The organism is Fictibacillus norfolkensis (assembly GCF_014836645.1).
Lineage (GTDB): Bacteria > Bacillota > Bacilli > Bacillales > Fictibacillaceae > Fictibacillus > Fictibacillus norfolkensis.
Genome location: NZ_JACSQM010000001.1, coordinates 480,306 through 503,297 on the forward strand (window position 1 = coordinate 480,306; position 22,992 = coordinate 503,297).

Below are 22,992 nucleotides of genomic sequence, written 5' to 3' on the forward strand. Positions count from 1 at the left end.
AGACTCACACCTCTTTTCTACTTCTTAATATGAGGTGAGGTGAGTCGAAATATACAAAAAAACATTCCCGCCCATGACAGGAATGCTTTAAGAAAGTCGTATTTTTTACGAAATGAATCTTTATAGAGCTTCTTTATTAAAGGATTTTTGCTTACAAACGCTTTGGTTACTTCATTGACAAGTTGATTGAAGTGGAAGATGCGAGACTCCTACAGGACGAGCGGTCAGGTGGAGACTCCTTAAGGCGCGTAGCGGCAGGAGGCTCACCGTTCGCCCCGTGGAAAGGTAGCATCTGTAACGGAAATCAACTAACTTTCAAGAGCAACAATGTAATATGCAAAAAAGCTTTTAAATAAAGTATTTATACCAGAGCTGTTTCTATATTGTGACTGATAAATGTGCCTACATCTTCACCGTTACATATCTTCAGAAACGATCCTTCTTGATTAAAATCAAAGAGATGGATCGGCAATCCATGATCACGAGCGAGAATTAACGCCGACTGATCCATCACTTTTAAATTGTTCCTTATCGCTTCGTCATAATGCAAAGTAGCATATTTCCTTGCTTGTTTGAAACGGTTAGGATCGCTGTCATACACACCATCTACTCCCTGCTTTGCACAGAGTATGGCATCGCAGTTCATCTCGAGCGCTCTTTGAACTGCAGGATAGTCCGTCGTCACATAAGGCTGACCATTGCCACCAGCAAAAATGACGATATATCCTTTGTTTAAATGATGTACCGCTCTTAAACGGATGTAAGGTTCTGCTACAGCACTAATTGGAACAGAACTCATGACTCTTACTTCTTGGTCTATTTTACTTTTCAGGACTCCTCTAAGCATCAAGCTATTAATGACTGTTCCTAACGTTCCGATCTGGTCAGCTTCAACTCTTTCAATGCCCCAATACTCTGCTAAATTTCCTCTAAAAATATTACCTCCACCTACAACGATAGCTACTTCAATACCTTTTTCAAGAACAGATAACACTTCTTTTGCAATATGGTTTAAAGAAAGATGATCAAAACCTGATCCTTGTTGGCCAGCGAGCGCTCCACCACTTAATTTAATCAGTACTCGTTTATATCGCATCTGCTTTTCCTCCTTCTTCATACACATAAAGAAAACTTTGTACAAAAAAAGAACAAATGACAATAAATATGTCATCTGTTCTTTCGATTAATAAGATGGATTGTAATGGAATGAGTATTCTTGTTTCGTGTCCCGTTCATTACAATCCCTCCTCTTTTTTCTCTTTCCACTCATTATATACAAAAAATGGGTTGAGGTGAAATCTAACTTTTGTTATCAGCTCATTTTCAGCTTTAACATTCATCACACAATGAAAAACAAAAAAATACGGTTTATTATCGTAATTATAGACAAGTGTCATATGCACTTTCAAAACTTGTTACATATAATGCATGGACAAGAAATAGTCAATACCATTACCAGGAGGCAATATTTTGAATTGTAAACACAAACTCTCACCTCGAGAGCTTGCTAATTTATTATGTAAGCACGTTACAGTCAGAGCAGGGGAAGATGTAGAAGAGTCTGGCAAACTCGTCTGTGTTGGAAGAGATTTTATCGCAATCAAGACAGATGACAGAGAGGTTCTTTACTTTCCTTTAAATAATGTAAGATCTGTATCAGTAGCAACTGACAGAAACTGTTGCAACACGGATCGTAAGAAAGTCTGTAATGATACGTTCCAAAGCATCTTACGAAAGTTGATCAACTGTAAAGTAAGAGTGAATGACGGAAGTGACGATGATGGCGAAGTGGAAGGCGTCCTAACTCGTGTTAACCGCACATCCATTCAAGTAGTAGAAGACGACGAACTTGTAATTATTGCGATCGGCTCTATCAACTTTATTACGCAAGCAGGCGAGATCGGTGACGACGAAAGCAGCAACTGCAGAATCTTATGCTGTAAAAAAGAAAATCCATGCGGCAAAAAGAAAGAATGTAAAGTAGAGTGTAAGAAAGAATCTTCTTCAAGTTCATCCATCATCTGGTGTAAACCTGAATCTTCATCTTCTTCATCCTCTTCATCTTCCAGTTCTTCTGTACTATTGTGCAAAAAAGAATCTTCATCTTCATCTTCATCTTCTAGCTGGTGTAAAAAGTCTTCCTCAACGCACGATCATTGGAAGAAAAAGAAGCATAAGAAGAGAAACTCTGAAGATTTAGAATCTAGAGGCTGGTTCAAACTTTAATCATCAATAAGCTGTTCAAAAGTAAGGATTCTTACTTTTGGCAGCTTTTTTTGTTTTATCAACTCCTAGGCTCATTTTATGATAGATGAGTCAGTAGCAGCGAACATAAAAGTCCCAAGGATGTTATAAAACCAACAGCTACTCCAGCATCTTCATGTGCTTCAGGCAACATGGTAGACGCTACCATCGCCATGATGGCACCTCCTGCAAATGCGCCGATCAACGAAAGTGAAGCTACTGAGGCATTTTCCAACAAGAGAAACCCATGAAACGCGGCGAGTGAAGAAATAAGAAAAACAGAAATCCACATACCTAGAATCTTACGGCGTGAAAACCCTTCTCTTAACAACCCGATCGAGCTTGATAACCCTTCAGGAAAGTTACTTAAAAAAATGGCAACGACAAGGAGCCAGCTTACTTTGCTATGATCGATCAAGCTCGCACCAATTAGAACAGATTCTGGAATGGCATCTAACAAAGTGCCAAGAAAAATTGCCATGCCTACACCTTTTGTTTTCTTATCGCCTGATTTCTTCCTTTCATGGCCACCCTTTTTAGCTAGAAAGCTATTTATTCCTGTAAAGAGAGCTGCGCCGAAAATAAAGCCAGCAGATGTAACCATCAAATCACTCTGTTCTACTGCCTCAATTAAGAGTTCAAAAGAAACGGCTCCTATTAAAATTCCCGTACCAAAAGCCATAATCCAAGCTGTCCATTTTTTAGGAATACGAAAAGCTAGTGCTGTAAAACATCCTAAAAGTACAGCAGAACCTGCTATTCCTCCCCAAAAGGCGGCAAGTAGCATACTGTTTAACTCCTTTCCTCATTTATAATCTTATCTAATAAGCAATGTATTAAAAACACGACTGCCAAACAGATAAAAAAGACTCATAAAGGGATAGTTTCACCTCTATGAGCCGATTTCATTCTATCGTTTATTTACTCATTTCGTTTTGGTTTATTGTTTATACCAAATTCATCACTTGGTGTGTTTAAATGATCGAACTGGCGATCTTTTGCAATTGTATGCGGTTTATTAATCTCTACGTCTATAAGATTGCTTTCCGGTTTAGAAGAATCTGCACGGAAATCTTTTAAACTCGTCTTGTCTTTCCATTCTGCTGGGTCTGGACTTTGAATCGTCGTCTCTTCCATCTTACGACTCCATTTATTCAGCGTACGTCCAGCCGCTTCACGACCACCCAAACCGAATGCTAGACCAAACGCAATCGTAAAGCCACCTAAAATAAGGATGAATGCAGCATTTACAATTGTTTTCGCTACTCCAAGCTGATCAAGAGCCATAAAGAATGCTAGTGTGATTATCGTATACTTTGCGATATTGCCAAGGAGCTTTCCTTCTGTTTGTTGTTTGATCATACTTTGAACAACACGTTTCACTAGGTCTCCAGCATAAAAGCCGATTCCTAGTATCAACACAGCTGTTAACACCATCGGGATATATGCAAGTACAACTGATAGTATGTTTACTAAGCTCTCTAGCTTAACGAGCTGAAGTGCTTCAATTGTGAACAGCAGCACAACAACGACTTGAGCCGCATATCCAATCATTTCTGAGATCGTAAACGTCTGATTTGTTTTATGAAGTGAACCAAGGCCCATCTTATAGAAGATACCATTGAATCCAACTCGTTCTAATAAAGAGGTAACTGCTTGTTTCACCCATTTGCCAAGCCATAATCCAACAGCTACTAAAAGGATGGCAACAATGATATTCGGAATCATGTCCATGATCTGACCTAGCATTCCAATTGCAGGACCTGAAATCCCATTAATATTAAGCGTTTCTAAAGCTGAAATAACAACTGGAATTAAGATAAATACATAAACGATTGTTCCAATGATCTGAGAAAGAGATGTCTTTTCTAGTGCACGTTCGGCACCAAGTTTTAAAGCTAATCGGTCTGTACCAATGCTCTCTAAGAAATTAACGATAATCTCTTTAACGATCTTAGCAACTAACCACCCTACAAAAAGAATGATTGCTGCTCCTAGAAGTTTCGGTAAAAATGCGAAGAGACCTGTCAGCATACCCTCCAATGGTTCAGAAATGGCTTCAATGCCTAAAGCAGATAACACAGCTGGCAGGAACAATAACAATGTGAGGTAGAATACTGCCTTTGATGCAGAGAGAACAGCTTTGTCGGATTGACGAGGATCACGAGTCAGTTTCCAACGGTGTAGTAACCTTTCAAACCTTGTGTTCTGACCTAGCTTTTTAACTAGGATCGATAAGCCAGAGGCAATCAACCAAGCCACCGCCGCGATTAGTGCTGCTTTAAGTAGGTTAGGAATTGCTGCCGCAATCACACCTAAAGCATTTGAGATCGGTTGTGCGACGTACGGAAGACTGAGCATGTTCAAAAACATAACAATGGCTACTGCCATCAGAATCCAAAATACAACTTTACTAATTACTTCTTCAGAAGAATACTTGCTTGTACGGGTTTGTTCTATTTGGTCTTCATGAATATCAGGTTTCATCCACCTCGCGACTTTATTATCAAAATCTGTTTTGTGTAATGCTTTTTTTACTGCTTTTGCAACCAATGAGGCGATTAGCCAGCCAATTAATAAAACTAAAATAGCGAGAAGCAAATCTGGCAATCTACCTAAATAAGCCATCCAAGAATCTGTAACTCCATTGTAATCGTACATGTTCGTCCTCCTTTTTTTTTTGATAAGGCTGTTTTCATATTCATTGTTGTACCACGAAAGTAGTTGATTTCCGCTCCAGGTTGCTCGCTTTCCATGGGGCGTGCGGTGAGCCTCCTGTCTAGTTGCAGTGACTAGCCCCTCGAGGTCAAAAGTTAAACGGTCTGTGATGAGCAAGGTGCGCCGTCCTCGCCCATTTACCTTTTGCTTGTCGGGGCTAAACGAGTCACTTCCACTTTTCTGTCTGCCGCTTTGCGCCATTAGGAGTCTCCACCTGTCTAGATGCAGTGGCTAGCCCCTCGAGGTCAAAAGTTTAACGGTCAAGAAGGCAAAGTGCGCCTTCATAGCCCATTCAACTTTTGCTTGTCGGGGCTGGACGAGCCACTTCCACATTTCGAACTTACCGCTCGTCCCATAGGAGTCTCGCACCTTACGCTTCAATCAACTTATCGAGGAAGTATTTTTAATAGAAAGTCAAAATCAACAATGCTATAGAAAAGAGCCTTTCATAAAAAACATCTACATTAGCTCTACTTTCCCAAAGGCTGATTTAGTTAAACTAGCGCTTTCTATTTGAAAACAAGGATATATTTTACATTTTCTGTTGTTTTCGGTATACTAAGTGCAACCGTTTTCAAAAAGGAGAAGGATAACATGTGGATTTCTATCATACAATCAAACTAACTTCATATCCCTTCGATTTATAACCTAGCGTGTTTTTTTGGTGAGCAAAAAATTACATATGCACACACATCCGCAGGTATTTGTCTGTGGTTTTTTTGTGTCCATTTTTAAGGAGAACAAATATGATCGTCGTAAAAAATTTAGAAAAACATTATAAGATTGCAAAACGAGATCCCGGGTTAAGAGGAGCCATTAAATCATTGTTTCATAGGAAATTTGAAACAAAAAAAGCTGTGAAGAAGATTAACATGCATATTAATGCTGGAGAGATGGTTGGTTATATTGGGGCGAACGGTGCTGGGAAATCTACAACGATTAAGATGTTAACAGGAATTCTCACTCCAACTTCAGGAGAGGTTAAGGTAAACGGAATCATCCCTTACGAGAACAGACAACAAAACGCAAGTCACATTGGTGCTGTATTCGGTCAGCGTACACAATTATTCTGGGACATTCCGGTCAGAGAAAGCTATGAACTTCTTAAACACATTTACGAGATTCCTCAAGCGCAATATGAAGAGACTTTAAAAGAGTTCGTAGACGTACTTCATTTAGAGCCATTGCTAGGTATCCCTGTAAGGCAGCTTTCGTTAGGACAAAAGATGCGCTGTGAACTCGCTGCAGCTTTTTTACACCGACCAAAAGTTGTCTATTTGGATGAACCTACTATCGGATTAGATGTTGCGGTAAAGGTTCGAATTCGCGCTTTCATTAAACAAATGAATGCTAGATACGGCACAACCGTGCTTCTCACCACTCATGACATGCAGGACATCGAAGAGATCTGTCAGCGAATCATCATCATCGATGATGGCAGTGTGATCTATGATGGTTCTATCCAAGATATCAAATCGCAGTTTGGCGATAAGCGTGTTATTCATTTTGAACTAGAAGATGCTGCTGATTCATTTGTTTTGCCGGAAGAAATTCGTGCCTTAACTGAGGTTCTCCCAACAAGTGATGAAGATCCTCATCTTGTATCCCTCTCTTTCAGCAACAAACATATCTCTGGTGCAGAAGTCATCCATACGATGATGAATCATTATTCTGTGGCTGATTTAACCATTGCTGATGCAAAGATAGAAACAATTGTAGAAGAAATTTATGGAAGAGGCATGAAGAAGGAGGTTCAGCATGAGGAAATACGTTGAGTTTGCTAGAGTGCAAATGCAAGTACATGCTGCCTATTCAGCATGGTTCTGGGCTAATACTTTTTCTATTCTGCTACGAATGCTTGTCATCTATTTCTTTTGGAAAGCCGTATACAGCAGCCGAACGGAAATAGAAGGTCTGCCTTTTGAAGGCATGATTACGTATATCATCATTGCAATGTTTCTACAGATGTTTGTTTCAGGCGTAGGACAGGAACTGGCACATACGATCAAAGACGGAAATGTTGCCATTGAACTGATGAGGCCATACAACTTGATTACTCGCTTAGTTGCTATGGATCTAGGTGATAAAGTGATTCATTTCGTACGCGGTGCTCTGCCCCTTAGCATTCTTGCATTTATTTTTATGGATATCACACTGCCAACTTCATGGCAAAGTGGTCTATTATTCTTCATCAGTGCATTTATGGGTATTTGGATTGGTACTTTTTTTGATCTATTGATTGCAATCCTCGCTTTTTGGACCATAAATCTTTGGGGTCTTCAAGTCATGAAAGAAGCGGTTATTTCCTTCTTTTCTGGCGCGCTTGTCCCGCTTATTCTCTTTCCAGAATGGTTTCAAACAATAAGTCTTTTTCTGCCGTTCCAAGCGATGGTCTATGTACCAGTTGCGATCTACACGGGCATCCTCTCAGGAACAGAAGCCTGGCTAGCGCTCGGATCACAAGTATTTTGGGCAGTTTCACTCTTTGTCCTATTAAGAGTGTTATGGTCAATCGCAATAAAAAAGGTAACTATTTTTGGAGGTTAGGAGGTGACGCTTATGCTATCACGTTACATAAAATTATATTATTTGTTCTGCAAGCAAAACTTAAAAGTCATGTTGGAGTACAGGATGGATTTCTTACTTGGCGTCCTCTCTGTTATGCTTCAGCAGTTCGCAGGAATTTTCTTCGTTAAAATTGTTTTTGATCATATCCATGCCTTAAACGGTTGGACCTTTTATGAAATTTTATTTATTTACGGGATTGCTGCTACTGGCCGCTCCATCCATCATATATTCTTTGATAATCTATGGACACTTGGCTGGCAGTATATTCGACCAGGAAAATTCGACCGTCTCTTGATCAGACCGATCAATCCTCTGTTTCATTTTATTGCAGATCGCTTGCAGCAAGATGGTTTTGGTCAGTTGTTCATTGGCATTATCGTAATTGGTACAGCGATGCCACATTTAAGCATCTCATGGGGGGTTTTAGAGTTTTTCATACTTGTTGTCATGATCATCGCATCAGGTTTTATTTTCGTTGCGATCAACCTCTTCTTTGCAACTTTATCGTTTTGGATGGTCGACAGTCTGCCAATTGTTTGGACAATCTTTAATTTAAGTGATTTTGCTCGTTATCCTTTAACGATCTATCATAAAGGAATTCGTCACTTCCTAACATGGATTGTTCCTTATGGATTTACTGCTTTTTATCCTGCAGCATATTTTATCGAAGGTTCAGGGTTTGAAAGATTGGCTCTCTTAACACCCGTTGTCGCAATTGTTTCTTGCATCTTTGCGTACTGGTTTTGGAATAGAGGGCTGAAGGCATTTACGAGTACAGGAAGTTAAAATGAAAAGCTGGCACCTTATCAGTTATGATGAGGTGCCAGCTTTGTTTGAATAGCCTTACTTTTTAATAACTCCACACAACACACGGTCTCCTGAATTCCCTGATGGATCTGTTTTATAGTCATCGGCCATGTCATGGATAACAAGTGATGTTCCACCATTAGCAAAAAGAGAGTTTTTACTGTCTTCAGAAAGTGTCACGAGGTTGGATAATACTTCATCTTTAACGACTCCGCTTTTATCTGCCTTCACATTTTGAATATCTCCTACGTGAGGTCCTTTCGGATTAAGAAATCCATGCTTTTTTTCGGTAGGATTAAAGTGTGCTCCTGCAGACGTGAAGTTTGGTGGCGTACACTTTGCATTTTCATGAAAATGAATGCCGTGTTCCCCTGGCTTTACCCCAGTCGCGTTCACTTCTACCTTAACGCCATCTCCTGTTTGGGTTAACGTTGCTTCTCCTGCTTTATCTCCTTTTGCATTAACAAGGTTTACGATATAAGATCCGCCTTTCACCTTACTAGATGCAGCTTGGGATTGAGCTTTGGACTCTTCCATATCATGATTTTTATGCTCGTGTTCTTTATCTTTGTTCCCACATGATGCGAGTAAGAGTACGAGCACCACGTACAACAAAACCGTTCCTAATTTTTTCAAAGCGATTTACCTCCTGATGATTAACGAATAGTACATTTTCCGCCCAATCATCAGAACTTTAAACCTTTATTTTAAAAAAAGTGGCTCAAGCTCCTGCTCGTTCACGTTCTCTCCATTAAATTCTACAAAATAGGCTTTCGCGTTTTCCCTTGAACTGACAACGGTATGCAGTTCGCCATTCACAAAGTGTAATCCCGCTCCATCATCTGCAGCATATCCCGCTTTCAGTCCATTCGCTATGAGTTTATGATAAGCAGGTCTTCGTTCTTGTTCTCCATCATAGTGCGGACAATGACTTCCTGCTATGAACCCTAAACAATCCAGCTTAGCTAATGGACCGAACGAATCTGTTACGCCTTCTTCAAACCAGCATAGAGATCCCGCACTGAGTCCTGCTAAGATCTTTCCATCTTCGTAAGCTTTCTTTAAAAGAACATCTAGTCCCCACTCTTTCCATAGTGCTAGGAGATTTTTTGTATTGCCTCCACCTACATAAAAAATATCCTGCTGCTCTACAAAACTCTCCAAATGTTCAGGCGGTGAAAATAAAGAAAGGTGTGTAGGTTCACAGTTTTCCGATTGAAAAGCTGTATAAAATCGTTCGATATATCCATCTGCATCTCCACTTGCTGTTGGAATAAAACAAACCCGTGGTCGATCAGCCCTACTTTGCTTCAGAATATAGCGATCTAACCTTTTGTTATCGGGTTCCATGGAGAAGCCTCCTCCACCCATCGCAATAATTTGTTTCATGATGTTTTGTTTCATATGCTCATTCACTCCCCTGTTATATCCCTTTCGATTTTGATCAGGAGTTTTCCTTTAATAAGAGCTAATCCGTTTTGATTACATATACAAAAAGAAAACACCAGCCGATTTCTTAGTATCGGCTGATGCTTCTTTATACATCTCTTCTTAACGCTTTTAATACATCAACTGTAGTAGCTTTTGCAGCCGGCCGCCATCCAGATAGTAAAGTTACGCTCATACAGATGGTAACGGCGATTATAGTCAGACTCCACGGTATATAAGATAAAATAAAATCTTCAGGTGGTTTCTCGTTCAAAAACTGTTCAACGATGATAGGAAGTGCAAAATTGACTCCATAGCTAATGAGATAGGCTAAGATTGTTCCTAAACCCACTCCCCATAATCCGATATATCCACTCTCTAAAAGGAAGATGCGCTTAATCGTTCTTGGCGTAGCACCGATCGCTTTCATGATTCCGATATCTTGTGAGCGTTCCGTAACAGCCATCGTCATCGTATTAAAAATGCCAATAGAAGCAATGAGCACAGCAATACCACCAATGAAAATCAAGCCCGCTTTAAATAATGTGAAATATATGTTCAGTTCTTTTAGTTCGCTAACAACAGAATAAGTAAGATAACCTTTATCTTTAATCTCTTCCGATACCGCTTTAACATCTTCGGCTGATGAAGTATATACTTTGACAGCACTATAAGAATCATCACTGTTCTTAAGTTCAGGATCTATTTCACTCAATAGAGGCATCACTTCACCATGCAGATCATCCGTAATCATCACCGAACTGTCTATTATCCATTCTTTATTCGGCTTCTTCTTAATACCTACAACTTTCACTTTCACCGTTTTTATCTGTGTTTCTGTTTTAATGTCTGGATTATCTACCTTCATATGATAGGTTAATGTTTTATTTAACAAATCTCCATCATAAGCTAATTTCTTCAGCTTCTTTTGTGCCTCTTCTTCACTCATTCCTTCTGTAAAGTTTTCAGGCATCTCTTTTCTTAATTCTTGAGCAAAATGGTGTCCGATTATAACCTCATTTTTACTCTTAGGCATTCTTCCTTTTTCAAGTTGCAAGCCTGCTTTTCTCTCAGAAGGCATATTTGCGCTGCTTACGTCAGCATAGACTGTGTATTCTCCTAGTGACAGTTCATTCGCAGGTACATATTTCTTTCGACTAACTGCTTTAACATTCTTAATAACTTGGAGTTTTTTCACGTCTTCCTCAATTAAAGGACCGTTTTCACTCTGTATTTCAATCTCGTTCATCAATCGATAACTCATCACATCATCTACTGCTGTCTTATGAATCGCAAAGCCTACTGAGGCGAGCATGATCAAAAAGGCGCACCCCATCGTAGAGGCAAGGATTGTCATCCATACACGGGTCTTGTTTCTTTTCATATTGCTTCTTACAAATCGATGTTTATCTTTGAACTTCATGAAGCTTGCTCCCTTCTCTTAAGTAACCGTCTCTGATCTCTACTTTTCGATGAGCGATAGAAGCTACTTCATGATCGTGTGTAATGATTAAAAACGTAATCCCATCTTTTTCATTCAATTCTTTAATAAAGTTTAATAGTTCTTTTTCATTCTCAGAATCAAGACTACCTGTTGGTTCATCTGCTAGGATAAGAGGAGGATTCAGGATTAGTGCCCTGGCTATACTAACGCGCTGCTGCTGACCTCCTGAGAGCTCTCCTGGATAATGGCTTTGATACTGTTCTAGACCGACTCTCTTTAACATCTTTATCGTTTGTTCTTTTCTCTCTTTCTCGCTAACTCCCTTGAGTACCAATGGTAGCTCTACATTTTCATAAGCTGTCATACTAGGAATCAGCTGAAAGCTTTGAAAAATAAATCCTAGATGCTCTAATCGAAATTCAGCCCACTTCGATTCAGAAAATCCACTAACCTGCTTTCCATCGATGATAATTTCTCCAGTTTGCGATTTAATAAAACCAGAAATCAGGTTTAATAGCGTCGATTTTCCTGATCCGCTTCTTCCTACGATCGCTACGATTTCACCTTCTGCTACATGCAGATCGACATGATGAAGAACAGGTACAATATTCTCTTTTTCTTTCTTACCGATTTTAAAAGCATATGATAAATCACTTACAGTAATCATGTTGACACCCCTTTTGTCCTAAGTGTACTACTCGTTATAATACACATATACCATTTTCTTTTATTATCTGTCAATACATTCCAAGTAACTTTTTAAAGAAGGATTTAAAGGGAAAGAAGAGTATAGGTAACAAAGGCATACATCTAGGAGGTACACATATGTTAAAGTGGCAAACAAAAGAGGGATACAAGAAACTATTAAAAGATCTAGTTTCGATCCCCAGCATTACCCATCATGATGGAGAATTGTTTATGGCCGAGCACCTTCACCATACGCTCTCATCATTAGACTATTTCACGAAGCATCCTGATTACGTTCGCCATCATCCTCTTCCAGATGGTCGAAAACTGATCACTGCTTTTGTACAGAATGATCCTTCGATTAAAGAAACCATTATTTTGCTGAGCCATTTTGATGTTGTTTCCGTAGAAGACTTTGGTGAATGGAAGCATCTCGCTTTTCGCCCAGAAGAACTGACTGAAAAGATCATGGAGAACAAAGAGCTGCTGCATACTTTTGTTCAAGATGACCTGAATAGCGGCGAATGGCTTTTCGGTCGTGGCATCATGGATATGAAAGCTGGCGTCGCTCTTCATATGTCGATGATCGAAAAAGCGACAACCGGTCATTTTAAAGGAAACGTACTCATGATTTCTGTTCCGGATGAAGAAGTTCATTCTGAAGGAATGCTTGCGGGTGTCAGTGTCTTACGGCAGCTTCAAGAGGAGTATGATATAAAATACATTACATGTTTGAACGGAGAACCAAGCTTCACAAAATACCCAGGAGATACTTCTTCCTACATGTATACGGGATCAACAGGCAAGATTCTTCCTGGTTTTCTCTGTTACGGTAAGGAGACTCATGTAGGCGAGCCACTGGCAGGTATGAACGGAAATGTGATGGCTGCTGAGATTACGAGAGAACTAGAATGGAACGTAGATTATGTAGAGAAGTTTCGTGAGGAGGCTACTCCTGTTCCAACAAATTTGATTCAAAAAGATTTAAAAGATCACTACTCTGTCCAGATTCCTCACGCAGCTGTAACGCTGTTCAATCTCATGCTCTTTAATCGATCGCTATCGGACATCACGGATATGTTAATAAAAAGCGCAAAAATCGCAGCGCTTCGATTAGAAGACCGTCTCTTTGAAAGAAGCAAAAACGTCGCCGAAATCGTACCGTTCACGCCGAAAAAAGAAAGTATTAAAGTACTTACTTTTAATGAACTATATGAACACGCCGTGACTAAATATGGACAAGAAGAACTTGATCGCAGAGAAAACATGCTTCAGACGAACAATCCGAACGCGGATGAAAGAAAGCTGACGATTCAATATGTATTTGAGCTAGCAAGTCTTTGCAGAGACATCTCTCCGATGATCGTCTTGTTCTATACACCGCCTTTTTATCCAGCTGTATGTTCAAGCGACCACCCGCTGATTAAAGCCACATCGGATATGGTAGTCAGTCATGCGAAAAATACATTCAACAGCGAGCTCGTGAATGTCCACTATTTTAGCGGCTTATCTGACTTGAGCTATATTGGGTTTCATGGAGATTCTCGTGATCTTTCATCTTTCACAAGTAACTTTCCCTTACTAGGATCTCGCTACCATATTCCGTTTGATGATATGAGAGAACTTGATATTCCGGTTATTAACATCGGACCGCTTGGGAAGGATGCACATCAATGGACAGAGCGGCTTGAGATCAACAAGGTAATGGATGAAACACACCCGTTAATCATCTTTGCGATGGAAACGTTATTTGATCAAGCAAAAAACCAGATCTGAGGAAGATCTGGTTTTCTTATGGTTTAAAGTAAAGATCTTTGATACTTTGTGCAATTCCCTCAATATTGTTCGCTACTTGCTGTACACCATACCCCATATATAGAGGTGAGGTCACAAAACGAGGCATGATCTTGCAATATGTCTTTTCGTTATGTTGATAAAAGAAAAGATTGTAACTTGTACAACTTCTATGAAAATGATTCAGCAAAAAATGAGTTCCAGCTTGAATACAATCCGCGAATAAAGAAAGTTCAGCGTCTTTTTCCCATATGACATTCAATTCATAGAACCCAACTCTTGGTTCAGTTGATACAGTAAAGCTGACTCCCTCTTTTTCAAGAATAGTCAATCCTATGAACTGATTCGCGGAAAAATCGTGAAGACAATCTACTTCGTTCAATCCAATGATCTGCATATGAGGATGACGGATCGTTCCACCCGATAAAGGACCGTGGTTCTTGAAGAACATCACCGACGTGTATTTACCGCTGTTCAACATGTTATTCCAATGTTCAAGCCCAAAACGAAGGACTTTGTATAGATGATCCTTCGAATAGTTTGAGAGCTCACCTTCACATTCATCTGTTTCAATCAAGACAGTTTGAAAGGCACCATCGAGAACGGTATATTTATTTTTAACAAGAATGATCGAATCTTGCTTATCTAAGACTTCCTCTAGCTCATCAATCCGACAAAACGGACAAGGTGTTTCTTTATTCCTTATACTATTAGGCTTCTGAGCTCCTACTTCTGTAAAAAAATTAATGTGTGTTTTTTTCATTCTATTCACCGCTTTTGCTTGTTTCCTAATCTATTTTCTAGCTGTTCTAATGAAAACCTTTTAACAGGTTGTTTAATTATATCCAGATATGCGTTCCCATTTCAATATTCCGTCATGCTTATTAATGGAACCCTTCCAATCAAAGTTTTGATCAACATGCATCAGTTGTCTTAACATATCGTCTTCAGATTCTGTTGTTGTATAGATCTTTACATTAACATAGTTCCATAGCTCTCCCAAATTCTTTTGCACTTTGTATGGTTCATTTAAGGTAAGGTGTGATACCTCTTTTAAATACGACTCGGTAAGAAAAATTTGTTTCTCTTGTGATAGATTTTTCGGAAACGTAATAAAAACGGTAAGAGTATCTTTCTTTTGATTAGCCACCACATCTGAGATCTTGTGATGGTTTCGCATATCATGCCTAGCTTTCGTTAAGATCGCTTGATTGACATATGGAATTTTTGCTATAGATTGAGCTTCTTTTTTCTCATGAAGCGGAAAAGGCGTGCTCTCGGCAAATTGAACAAAAATAAAGATAAACGCCACTCCAAGAGCTAGACTTAAACTTTGATGAAACCAGTGATACCACATGCTTTTTGGTGCAGGTGGCTTGTGGAGATTCCTTGTTCTCTGAAGGACTTTCTGTCTATGTTCCTCTTTAAACGTTATTGTTTTCATACGGCCGTTGTTCAATATTTCAGGCAGCTGCTTGAAAGGATCCTCCATGATCTCACCTACCCTTCTCCAGTTTTCGACGCAACAGTTCTCTTCCGCGCTGAAGTAATGTTCTGATCGTCGTTTCTTTTTTATTTAAGATTTGGCTGATCTCGCATACGGTTAGTTCTTTATAATAGAAAAGAAGGATCACTTCTCGATATTTAAGAGGCAGTTTTAGTACTTGATCTGCTAACGCCTCATGTTCACTTTTTTGGACGATTGAAAGTTCTGGTGTTAGAACAGAGGATGGTCTCGACTTACCGAACCGGTCCATCACTTGAATGTATTTCTTCCATCCACTTCTTAAATAATCTTTACACAAGTTAACAGTGATTGCATATACCCACGTTTTAACAGAGGAATCATTTCTAAAGTTGTCTTTATGTATGTAACATTTCACAAATACTTCTTGTGCTAAGTCCTCTGCCAATTTCCGATCCTTAACATATGTATAAGCTAGTCTTATCACTTTGTCTTGGTAAACCTCCATAATCTGTATGATCCACTCTTCTTGGCTTAGAGAGTGAGAATCAAAGCCTTCGTTATTAAATCTCCGATTGATCATCTTCAAGAACTTCCCCTCCTTTAACAACACCCTATCTATATGACGGTTGAACATGATATTTTTACTCATTATTTAACTTTAAAAAAATTCAACCGATTTTATAAAGAATGAGACTCTATTAAACTTACTTTGAATTCATCTTTGTAATGAAACACCATGCTATTTACCTACTCTTTTATTCGATTACCACGCTGATTTTACCTTTTAATTTCCTAATACAGACAAATCTCTACAGATATACCGTCGAATAATGTTTCAATGTGTAATATTTTGAAATATAAATGTAATATTATTTCGCAATAACTGATGATTAATCAATGGTATAATCACTTCAGTAAAGAAATTGGCAACATTTGCACATACAAGGAGGAGTACCCATCTTGAAACGTAAGCTAGTTATGGCTACACTGTCTCTCAGTCTAGTATTCAGTACATATACGGTATCGGCAGAAACTCTGTCTTCTATAAAAGAGAAAAAAGAAAAAAATCGCTCTGAGCAAACGGAAAAGCAGGGTGAATTAAAGAAGAATCAAAATCAGCAAGATCATACGTTAGATCAAATTCAAAAATTAGAGAGTTCTATAGACAAGACTCTTAATGATATCGGAAACAAAAAAGAATCGATCCAAGAAACGAAAGCTTCTATTGAAAAACTAAAAAAAGAAATTGATGTTCTTGAAAAGAGAATCAAAGAACGTGATGCACTTCTAAAAGAACGCGTAACTTCCATGTACGAAAGCGGCGGTGCGGTAAATTATTTAGATGTGGTATTAGGTTCTAAAGATTTCGGTGACTTCCTTGATCGCGTGTTTGCATTAAACGTGATTGCTGAACAAGATAAAGCCATCTTAGAAGAGCACAAACAAGATAAAGAGTCTGTTGAAAAGAAAAAAGGACAGGTTGAAAGTGAACTTTTGTCTTTAAATTCAGATTTAACTGAGTTAGAAGGATTAAACCAAAAGCTAACGGATCAGAAAAAACAAAAGAATGCGCTTCTCGCTCAACTCGAGACGGAAGAAGACCATCTACATGATCATATTATGCAGTTAGATGAGACGAACGAACTTCTTTCAGCACAAGAAGCAGCGATTAAAGCTGAGATCGAACGTGCGAAACGTGAAGAAGCTGAACGCAAGAAGAGAGAAGCTGAAGCAAGAGCTGCGGCTGCAGCAGCGGCGGAAAAAGCTCGTGAAGAAGCAGAGGCTAGAGAGAAGAACAAATCCAACTCTGGTGGTTCTGGGGGTTCTGGATCTTCTCCTTCACCTACTCCACCGCCAGCACCAACACCTGCTCCAGCGCCAGTGAGTCGTGACTTTATCATGCCTTCACAGGGATTCATCACTTCTGGTTTTGGTAACAGGAGCGCGGGCATGCACTACGGAATGGATATCGCTCAAGGCGGAAGTACCGTTCCTATCGTAGCAGCAGCATCTGGAACGGTTACGAGAGCTTACTATTCAAGCTCTTATGGTAACGTTGTTTATATTACCCACTACATTAACGGGCAGTTGTACACAACACTTTATGCACATATGAGATCAACGCCTGCAGTTAGTCAAGGTCAGTCTGTCTCTCAAGGGACATTCTTAGGCTACCAAGGTAACACAGGGGCTTCTAGAGGGCAGCATTTGCACTTTGAATTGCATAAAGGCCCTTGGAACGGCTCAAAATCAAATGCAGTCGATCCGAGACCATACCTTCAATAATCATAACTAAAATACAAAAGACGCAGAGATTACAGCTCTCTGCGTCTTTTTGTCTAGGCATATTATATAACTCCACCAAGCAGTCTTCGAATTGGATGACGTGTGTATTCCGACATGAGTCGATAATTCGGCCTTATGATTTCTGCTGTTAAAAAAGCTGAAACCGTTGCGCCAGGCATTCTTTTTTGATTAAGAACATCGATGACCTCTCCAATGGTTCCTGTTCCGATGCCATGACCAAAAAACTGTCCGTTTCCAAGGTCGATCAGGTTTTCACCTTGCCATTGAGGCGTATTCGGATGATGTTCTGGATTTTTAACATATCTCACATCTCCTGGCAACGAATCCCCAGATGGTACTGCAATAATCTGTAGATCTTCATCATGTTCCGTACTGTAGAGAAGCAACCCGTTAAACAATTGATCAAACATACCCGCTCCAATTGTTTCAAGAATCGCTTTGTACATCATGATCATTATAGCTGTTGTACATTCGAAGCCGTACCGTTTTCCATTGATAAAAATATCTGAGATGGCGTCAGAAGGACGGGCATCGGATCGAAGCAAAAAACCGCCATAAGCTGTTCTTCTCCAATATTGCGGATTGCAGCGCGAATTTACGAACGTCGCGAACCCTGCTCCACTGTCACGCATAGCGTTTGCAGCTGCTACAATATTTGTACGCATGACCACTTCAAATAAAAATTGATGTGGACTTGTGTAATAAAACGATTCTCTGGATTTTTCAAGCTTTTCGCCTACTTGTTTCTGTGTGGGTGTAAGTGAGTTAAATCCAGAGATTTGAGCCGTTTTTACCGGATACCCATTAACAAAAATCATTTCTCTCCCCCCTGTCTGCACAGGATATTACATAGTATGGCGAGAAGAGAAAAGTGGTGTTTTTTTTAAGCGCTTCTCTTATGCACGAAATCAAAAGACAATCTCGTTTCACTCACGAGTTTTTGTTTTCCTGACATGCTATCATGCTTCATTGTTTTATAATGTCTCGTTTGTAGGTGATGTTGAAAACCTTCACCTATTAACTGAAAGGCATAGATGGCGATACCGAACATGATGATCGGACCGAGTGCAATGTAAGGATTGGCATGAATCTGGATGTAATAATCACCAACAAGACCTGACCACTCGTTTGATAATGATTTCGGCGGATCTGCCATGATCGGATTGAAATCTATATCTGTTCCTCCAAAAAACAGTTTAAAATAGCCTAGATGAGTAAAAATAATCAGTACTTGAACGCATTGCTGACACCATACAATTACAAGTTTAGGCAGCATGTGAGGGATAACATGTTTTGTGAATATACGCCACCTGCTCGCACCTAATAGCTTTGCTCCTTCTATAAATTCTTCTTTTAATACGGCTGCCATCATGTTTCCGATCATCGAACCGAGTAAAGGTACGACGAGCACCGTTAGAATAATGACTTCAAGGCCAATTCGTTCGGTAAACGAATATAGAAAGAACTCATCTCCTTCAGCATTCAATTGCTCACTTAAAATAGGACTCAAAATAAAAACAGCGATGATCGTAAGCGGAATAAAATAGAATGAGCTAAGCAGCTGATCTAATCCTTTACGAATCTTTTCTGGCAGGTAAAAAGCAAATGGAATTGCCACGATAAAACTAAACAGAACACGAAACACACCGATTGCAATTACTGCGATTAACGTAAATTTTGCTCCTTGCAAAACTTTCTGGCTGATATCATAACCCAAGGGATCTGTACCTAAAGGGAACATGAATGATGGCTCAAAAGGTGCGCCACCTATCAGATTTTTGTTATCATCATAAAGCAACTGGACTTGGCGAACGTCACTATCATAAAATAAGGCGAATCCAAAGCTGGAAAAGATGAATACACCCAAGATAGAGAGTCCGACCCAAAACTTTATGCTTCGAATCATACCAGCTCACCTCTTTTTGAGAATCGAACGATCGTCCATTCGAATACCGCATATAAAAGGAAAAAAGGAATAACAAGCAAAATGAGGCAAGCGGCTAACATCTCTGGTCTAAAATCACTATACATATAATGAGTAATACCATGAATATTGAAGATTACTTCAACAAGGAGCAGGTTTGAAATCATAAACCATAGAACGGACTTTGAAAAATGAAAGATTCCCTCACTCGTGTTCCTCGTAACGTGAACAATGAGTACATATATTCTTCGCATGCCCTTCGCTAAACTCATCTCAACATAAGATTTTCCGAGCTCCTCTTCCGACAGAAGGATCATCATCTTATAAAAATAAACAAAAGGCAAGATCATTAAACACACGATCGGCATCATATAAATCCGATCTTCAGCTCCTAGTGAAGCTACATTTGAAACGAGTATTCCTGTCTTTTTAAAAATAAGAACAATTCCCATCTGTACGAGTGCAAAAACAAGAAGATCTGGTAATGATTCTAAAAACGTAAGAATGTTCTTCACGGTCCTCCTAATAAACATCGGCATAATCAACGTGCACCAAGTAAGAAGCTGTGCCATACAAAAGGCAATAAATAATGCGCCAAAAAGAATGATTAACGAATACAGATACGGTGACCAAATATCCTCTAAAAACAACCTCTGCTTTCCCTGGTTCATATAAGTCATCTCATTTAAATGAATAACATCTAATAGAACAACTTTGATTTTTTGAAAATACATGGATACGTTCTTGTTCATGATTAAATCTGGCAGACCGCTGATCAGTACGATTGAAATAATCGTTAGAAACAGCTGCATGAACAATTTTTTAATAATCTTCATAAAGCTCCCCCTTTCCTTGTTAGACGAACCATCTCATCCTTTTTATTCACTTCATTATTTTTGAAGGATAAAAAGGACAAAACAATCCATATTAAGGAAGAGAAAAACATACGGAATTGAGGACTGACTATGTGGAATAAGATCAGAATTGGAGTTCTATTAACTGCTTGTTTAAGCTTCTTCTTTCCCCTCACCTCTGAAGCAAAAGAACCCCTAACTTATTTCCCAATCGTAAAAAAGGGGGAAGTTTTGGAGTGGGAGAAAGTGAACAAACTCCTTCCGAAAGGTGCTACTTTTAAAGTTGTTGATTTAGAAACAGGCTTTTATTTTCAAGTACAAAGAAGAGCTGGCAACAAACATGCTGATGTACAGCCGTTGACTCGTGACGATACAGCTGTTCTAAAGCATCTGTATAACGATAAATGGAGCTGGAACCGACGTGCTATACTAATCCCCGTAAACGGGAGGATGCTCGCAGGCAGCATGCACGGAATGCCTCATGGAGCAGGCGCATTAGAAAACGGATTTCCTGGCCATTTTTGCATACATTTTTTAGGTAGTTCAACACACCGTTCACGCAATATTGATCCTTCACATCAATTTATGATTCTAAAAGCTGGAGGACAACTAACCAAATATGCAGCTGGAGCAAGCGCGAAACAAGCTGTTTCTATGTTTTTAGTTGGTATGAAGCAGCAAGATATAAAAATAGCTATGCCTGTTCTAAACAAGAACCTGCTTGAAGACTCGACCGTTACAGAGCTGTTCAAAGGCATCACAAGCATGCAGTATGAGATCAGATCTCCAAGCACCAGGTATCCTCCTGTTGTCCGAACTGAAATAAGAGCTAGAGTAAAAAAGTACGATGATAACGGGTTACAAACAGATACTTTTACCTTTTTAATGGAACGAAAATCGATGACAGACAGCTGGAAGATCATGAAGATCAGATTCTAAAACCTGAAGAAGCTTTTTCTTTTGGTTTTTTTGTTTTGAGAGTTGAGACGATCAAGGGGTATAGCGCGAGAGTAGAAATTGTTGATCCATGTCGACTCGTGGGATAAACGTTAACACTCGTAGAAATAACACTAGAATTTCAGGAATTATAGATGGCAAACGTTCATTAATACCCAGCACGATCCTCACACCTATCACCTCCCAACTGAAAAACACGAATAAAAATAAAATATTTTAGGTAATTGTTCGTATTTTAGTTGAAATCCATTTTAATAATTGTTATATTTACCAAGGGAAAAAACAATTCAAGAAAAAACTACCAAGTATTTCAAGGGGGATTATTATGAATACCCATTATGATGTAATTGTTGTTGGCGCAGGTCCTGCAGGAATTTTTACGAGCTATGAACTAACAAGACAGCTTCCAGATGCAAAGATTTTGTTAATAGATAAGGGTCATGACATCTATGCACGTTCGTGCCCGATTTTAGAGAAGAAAATTCAAAAATGTCCGCCTGCAGCAGGCAGAAAAGAATTTGCCGGTTGTTTACCAGCTTGTTCGATCACAAATGGTTTTGGCGGAGCAGGAGCTTATTCGGATGGAAAGTTCAATATTACGAGCGAATTCGGAGGATGGATGACTGATTATCTTTCTGAAGAACAAGTGGTTGAACTTATTAAATATGTAGATGCTATCAACCTAGAGCATGGAGCCACAGATTCGATTACTGACCCACTGACACAAGAAGTTAAGGATATCGAAAAGCGCGGTTATGCAGCTGGTTTAAAGCTGTTACGAGCTCAAGTTCGTCATCTTGGTACAGAGCAAAACCTTGAAATAATGAAAAGCATCTATGAATATTTAAAAACGCGCATTGAGATGAAATATAAAGCTGAGGTTGAAGATCTCATTACAGAGCGAACGGCTGAAGGTTATGTAGCAAAAGGAATCCTTTTAAAAGACGAAACTTCTCTGACTTCTGAGAAAGTTGTTATTGTTCCTGGCCGCGATGGATCAACTTGGCTTACGAAAATTCTTAAAAAACGACGTATCAAAATGACAGCTAATCAAGTGGATATTGGCGTTCGTGTCGAAACTTCCAACTTGGTGATGGAAGAGATCAACAAACACCTTTACGAAGGAAAATTTGTTTTTAATACATCTGTTGGCACAAAAGTAAGAACGTTTTGTTCCAACCCTTCCGGACACGTTGTCGTGGAGAATCACTCTGGCATTATGCTTGCGAACGGACACGCCTATAAAGATCCAAAGCTAGGCAGCGAGAACACAAACTTTGCGCTGCTCGTGTCTCATCAATTTGCTGAACCATTTGATCAGCCTACTGAATACGCTCATGAGGTTTCAAGACTTGCCAACCAGCTTTCTATGGGTGGACTTGTCGTTCAGAAATATGGTGATATCTTAAAAGGACGTCGCTCTACAGATAAGCGGATAAAAGAAGGCTTCCTTCGTCCAACGTTAAAAGAAGCGGTTCCTGGTGACCTAGGGCTTGTGCTTCCATATAACACGATGAAAAGTTTGATTGAGATGACTGAGGCTTTAGATAAAGTAACACCAGGTATCGCATCAGAACACACATTATTTTATGGTGTAGAAGCTAAATTTTATTCTGCACGTCCAAAGCTCGATGATAAATTCGAGTCAGAGATCAACGGGCTTTATGTTGGTGGAGATGGTGCTGGGATTACGCGTGGTCTCGCCCAAGCAAGTGCATGTGGCGTATGGATCGCTCAAAACGTTGCAGCTAAGTTAAAAGAAAAAACACCAGCGTTGGTATAAATAAAATCA

General features: G+C 39.4%; 21 protein-coding genes. 8 read left to right on the forward strand and 13 right to left on the reverse strand.

Annotation, left to right across the window (positions count from 1 at the left end):
* Positions 1 to 361: 361 nt before the first annotated feature.
* Positions 362 to 1,096, reverse strand: coding sequence for a UMP kinase (gene pyrH, locus H9648_RS02410; protein WP_191752169.1), 735 nt, complete (start codon positions 1,094 to 1,096; stop codon positions 362 to 364).
* A gap of 374 nt (positions 1,097 to 1,470) precedes the next feature.
* On the opposite strand from pyrH, the gene H9648_RS02415 reads away from it, so the two are divergent.
* Positions 1,471 to 2,226: a hypothetical protein gene (locus tag H9648_RS02415; RefSeq protein ID WP_191752170.1), complete on the forward strand. Its 756-nt coding sequence runs from the start codon at positions 1,471 to 1,473 to the stop codon at positions 2,224 to 2,226.
* A 76-nt stretch (positions 2,227 to 2,302) separates the two neighbouring features.
* Here H9648_RS02415 and H9648_RS02420 read toward each other — a convergent pair whose 3' ends face one another.
* Complete coding sequence (locus H9648_RS02420; RefSeq protein ID WP_191752171.1) at positions 2,303 to 3,031, reverse strand: ZIP family metal transporter; 729 nt, start codon at positions 3,029 to 3,031, stop codon at positions 2,303 to 2,305.
* 134 nt (positions 3,032 to 3,165) lie between these two features.
* Entirely contained in the window at positions 3,166 to 4,905 is a 1,740-nt protein-coding gene (locus tag H9648_RS02425; RefSeq protein ID WP_191752172.1) for a mechanosensitive ion channel, read from the reverse strand.
* Positions 4,906 to 5,708: 803 nt separating this feature from the next.
* Here H9648_RS02425 and H9648_RS02430 point away from each other — a divergent pair.
* Genes H9648_RS02430 through H9648_RS02440 form a run of 3 tightly spaced genes read left to right on the forward strand, consistent with a single transcriptional unit; the run spans position 5,709 to position 8,316 of the window.
* Positions 5,709 to 6,737 (forward strand): ABC transporter ATP-binding protein, encoded by a 1,029-nt coding sequence (locus H9648_RS02430; protein WP_191752173.1) that lies wholly within the window; start codon positions 5,709 to 5,711, stop codon positions 6,735 to 6,737.
* Positions 6,721 to 7,509 carry an ABC transporter permease gene (locus H9648_RS02435; protein WP_191752174.1) on the forward strand — a complete coding sequence of 263 codons (789 nt, stop codon included), beginning with the start codon at positions 6,721 to 6,723 and terminating at the stop codon, positions 7,507 to 7,509. The genes H9648_RS02430 and H9648_RS02435 overlap by 17 nt, the downstream gene beginning before the upstream one ends.
* A gap of 3 nt (positions 7,510 to 7,512) precedes the next feature.
* Positions 7,513 to 8,316 carry an ABC transporter permease gene (locus tag H9648_RS02440; RefSeq protein WP_191752175.1) on the forward strand — a complete coding sequence of 268 codons (804 nt, stop codon included), beginning with the start codon at positions 7,513 to 7,515 and terminating at the stop codon, positions 8,314 to 8,316.
* A gap of 57 nt (positions 8,317 to 8,373) precedes the next feature.
* On the opposite strand, the gene H9648_RS02445 is transcribed toward H9648_RS02440, so the two are convergent.
* The 4 genes from H9648_RS02445 to H9648_RS02460 form a co-directional block, all read right to left on the reverse strand.
* Positions 8,374 to 8,973 (reverse strand): superoxide dismutase family protein, encoded by a 600-nt coding sequence (locus H9648_RS02445; protein ID WP_191752176.1) that lies wholly within the window; start codon positions 8,971 to 8,973, stop codon positions 8,374 to 8,376.
* A 66-nt stretch (positions 8,974 to 9,039) separates the two neighbouring features.
* The gene (locus H9648_RS02450; protein ID WP_191752660.1) at positions 9,040 to 9,726 is read right to left on the reverse strand and encodes a Type 1 glutamine amidotransferase-like domain-containing protein; all 687 of its coding nucleotides are present in this window, start codon (positions 9,724 to 9,726) and stop codon (positions 9,040 to 9,042) included.
* A gap of 148 nt (positions 9,727 to 9,874) precedes the next feature.
* Positions 9,875 to 11,188 (reverse strand): ABC transporter permease, encoded by a 1,314-nt coding sequence (locus tag H9648_RS02455; protein ID WP_191752177.1) that lies wholly within the window; start codon positions 11,186 to 11,188, stop codon positions 9,875 to 9,877.
* Positions 11,172 to 11,876 carry an ABC transporter ATP-binding protein gene (locus H9648_RS02460; protein WP_191752178.1) on the reverse strand — a complete coding sequence of 235 codons (705 nt, stop codon included), beginning with the start codon at positions 11,874 to 11,876 and terminating at the stop codon, positions 11,172 to 11,174. Before H9648_RS02460 ends, H9648_RS02455 begins: the two co-directional genes overlap by 17 nt.
* Before the next feature lie 158 nt (positions 11,877 to 12,034).
* Between H9648_RS02460 and H9648_RS02465 the strand changes: the two genes are divergently transcribed.
* A complete protein-coding gene (locus tag H9648_RS02465; protein WP_191752179.1) occupies positions 12,035 to 13,672 on the forward strand; it encodes a M20/M25/M40 family metallo-hydrolase in 1,638 nt (545 codons plus the stop codon).
* A 16-nt stretch (positions 13,673 to 13,688) separates the two neighbouring features.
* On the opposite strand, the gene H9648_RS02470 is transcribed toward H9648_RS02465, so the two are convergent.
* The 3 genes from H9648_RS02470 to H9648_RS02480 form a co-directional block, all read right to left on the reverse strand.
* On the reverse strand, positions 13,689 to 14,453 hold the full coding sequence (locus H9648_RS02470) for a DUF4931 domain-containing protein (RefSeq protein ID WP_191752180.1): 765 nt from the start codon (positions 14,451 to 14,453) through the stop codon (positions 13,689 to 13,691).
* A gap of 72 nt (positions 14,454 to 14,525) precedes the next feature.
* Positions 14,526 to 15,182 carry a hypothetical protein gene (locus tag H9648_RS02475; RefSeq protein ID WP_191752181.1) on the reverse strand — a complete coding sequence of 219 codons (657 nt, stop codon included), beginning with the start codon at positions 15,180 to 15,182 and terminating at the stop codon, positions 14,526 to 14,528.
* Between the two features lie 4 nt (positions 15,183 to 15,186).
* Positions 15,187 to 15,738 carry a sigma-70 family RNA polymerase sigma factor gene (locus tag H9648_RS02480; RefSeq protein WP_225218724.1) on the reverse strand — a complete coding sequence of 184 codons (552 nt, stop codon included), beginning with the start codon at positions 15,736 to 15,738 and terminating at the stop codon, positions 15,187 to 15,189.
* 380 nt (positions 15,739 to 16,118) lie between these two features.
* Here H9648_RS02480 and H9648_RS02485 point away from each other — a divergent pair, with 380 nt between their 5' ends.
* Positions 16,119 to 17,444 carry a murein hydrolase activator EnvC family protein gene (locus H9648_RS02485; protein ID WP_225218682.1) on the forward strand — a complete coding sequence of 442 codons (1,326 nt, stop codon included), beginning with the start codon at positions 16,119 to 16,121 and terminating at the stop codon, positions 17,442 to 17,444.
* Between the two features lie 62 nt (positions 17,445 to 17,506).
* On the opposite strand, the gene H9648_RS02490 is transcribed toward H9648_RS02485, so the two are convergent.
* The 3 genes from H9648_RS02490 to H9648_RS02500 all read right to left on the reverse strand — a co-directional run bounded on the left by H9648_RS02490 (position 17,507) and on the right by H9648_RS02500 (position 20,225).
* Positions 17,507 to 18,283, reverse strand: a complete 777-nt coding sequence (locus H9648_RS02490) for a protein-glutamine gamma-glutamyltransferase (RefSeq protein ID WP_191752183.1) — start codon at positions 18,281 to 18,283, stop codon at positions 17,507 to 17,509.
* A 65-nt stretch (positions 18,284 to 18,348) separates the two neighbouring features.
* Positions 18,349 to 19,371 carry an ABC transporter permease gene (locus tag H9648_RS02495; protein ID WP_191752184.1) on the reverse strand — a complete coding sequence of 341 codons (1,023 nt, stop codon included), beginning with the start codon at positions 19,369 to 19,371 and terminating at the stop codon, positions 18,349 to 18,351.
* Positions 19,368 to 20,225, reverse strand: a complete 858-nt coding sequence (locus tag H9648_RS02500) for an ABC transporter permease subunit (protein WP_191752185.1) — start codon at positions 20,223 to 20,225, stop codon at positions 19,368 to 19,370. The genes H9648_RS02495 and H9648_RS02500 overlap by 4 nt, the downstream gene beginning before the upstream one ends.
* Positions 20,226 to 20,474: 249 nt before the next feature.
* On the opposite strand from H9648_RS02500, the gene H9648_RS02505 reads away from it, so the two are divergent.
* Entirely contained in the window at positions 20,475 to 21,182 is a 708-nt protein-coding gene (locus tag H9648_RS02505; protein ID WP_225218683.1) for a hypothetical protein, read from the forward strand.
* Positions 21,183 to 21,525: 343 nt separating this feature from the next.
* Entirely contained in the window at positions 21,526 to 22,983 is a 1,458-nt protein-coding gene (locus H9648_RS02510; protein WP_191752187.1) for an NAD(P)/FAD-dependent oxidoreductase, read from the forward strand.
* Positions 22,984 to 22,992: the final 9 nt, after the last annotated feature.

Excerpts from the sequence above, each read along its gene's own strand:
- H9648_RS02490 (WP_191752183.1), bottom strand. The coding sequence starts at position 18,283 with ATGATTTTTGTTAATGGGTATCCGGTAAAAACGGCTCAAATCTCTGGA.
- H9648_RS02495 (WP_191752184.1), bottom strand. The coding sequence starts at position 19,371 with ATGATTCGAAGCATAAAGTTTTGGGTCGGACTCTCTATCTTGGGTGTA.
- H9648_RS02420 (WP_191752171.1), bottom strand. The coding sequence starts at position 3,031 with ATGCTACTTGCCGCCTTTTGGGGAGGAATAGCAGGTTCTGCTGTACTT.
- pyrH (WP_191752169.1), bottom strand. The coding sequence starts at position 1,096 with ATGCGATATAAACGAGTACTGATTAAATTAAGTGGTGGAGCGCTCGCT.
- H9648_RS02500 (WP_191752185.1), bottom strand. The coding sequence starts at position 20,225 with ATGAAGATTATTAAAAAATTGTTCATGCAGCTGTTTCTAACGATTATT.
- H9648_RS02475 (WP_191752181.1), bottom strand. The coding sequence starts at position 15,182 with ATGGAGGATCCTTTCAAGCAGCTGCCTGAAATATTGAACAACGGCCGT.
- H9648_RS02465 (WP_191752179.1), top strand. The coding sequence starts at position 12,035 with ATGTTAAAGTGGCAAACAAAAGAGGGATACAAGAAACTATTAAAAGAT.
- H9648_RS02435 (WP_191752174.1), top strand. The coding sequence starts at position 6,721 with ATGAGGAAATACGTTGAGTTTGCTAGAGTGCAAATGCAAGTACATGCT.
- H9648_RS02455 (WP_191752177.1), bottom strand. The coding sequence starts at position 11,188 with ATGAAGTTCAAAGATAAACATCGATTTGTAAGAAGCAATATGAAAAGA.
- H9648_RS02470 (WP_191752180.1), bottom strand. The coding sequence starts at position 14,453 with ATGAAAAAAACACACATTAATTTTTTTACAGAAGTAGGAGCTCAGAAG.
- H9648_RS02480 (WP_225218724.1), bottom strand. The coding sequence starts at position 15,738 with ATGATCAATCGGAGATTTAATAACGAAGGCTTTGATTCTCACTCTCTA.
- H9648_RS02510 (WP_191752187.1), top strand. The coding sequence starts at position 21,526 with ATGAATACCCATTATGATGTAATTGTTGTTGGCGCAGGTCCTGCAGGA.
- H9648_RS02460 (WP_191752178.1), bottom strand. The coding sequence starts at position 11,876 with ATGATTACTGTAAGTGATTTATCATATGCTTTTAAAATCGGTAAGAAA.
- H9648_RS02450 (WP_191752660.1), bottom strand. The coding sequence starts at position 9,726 with ATGAAACAAATTATTGCGATGGGTGGAGGAGGCTTCTCCATGGAACCC.
- H9648_RS02425 (WP_191752172.1), bottom strand. The coding sequence starts at position 4,905 with ATGTACGATTACAATGGAGTTACAGATTCTTGGATGGCTTATTTAGGT.
- H9648_RS02430 (WP_191752173.1), top strand. The coding sequence starts at position 5,709 with ATGATCGTCGTAAAAAATTTAGAAAAACATTATAAGATTGCAAAACGA.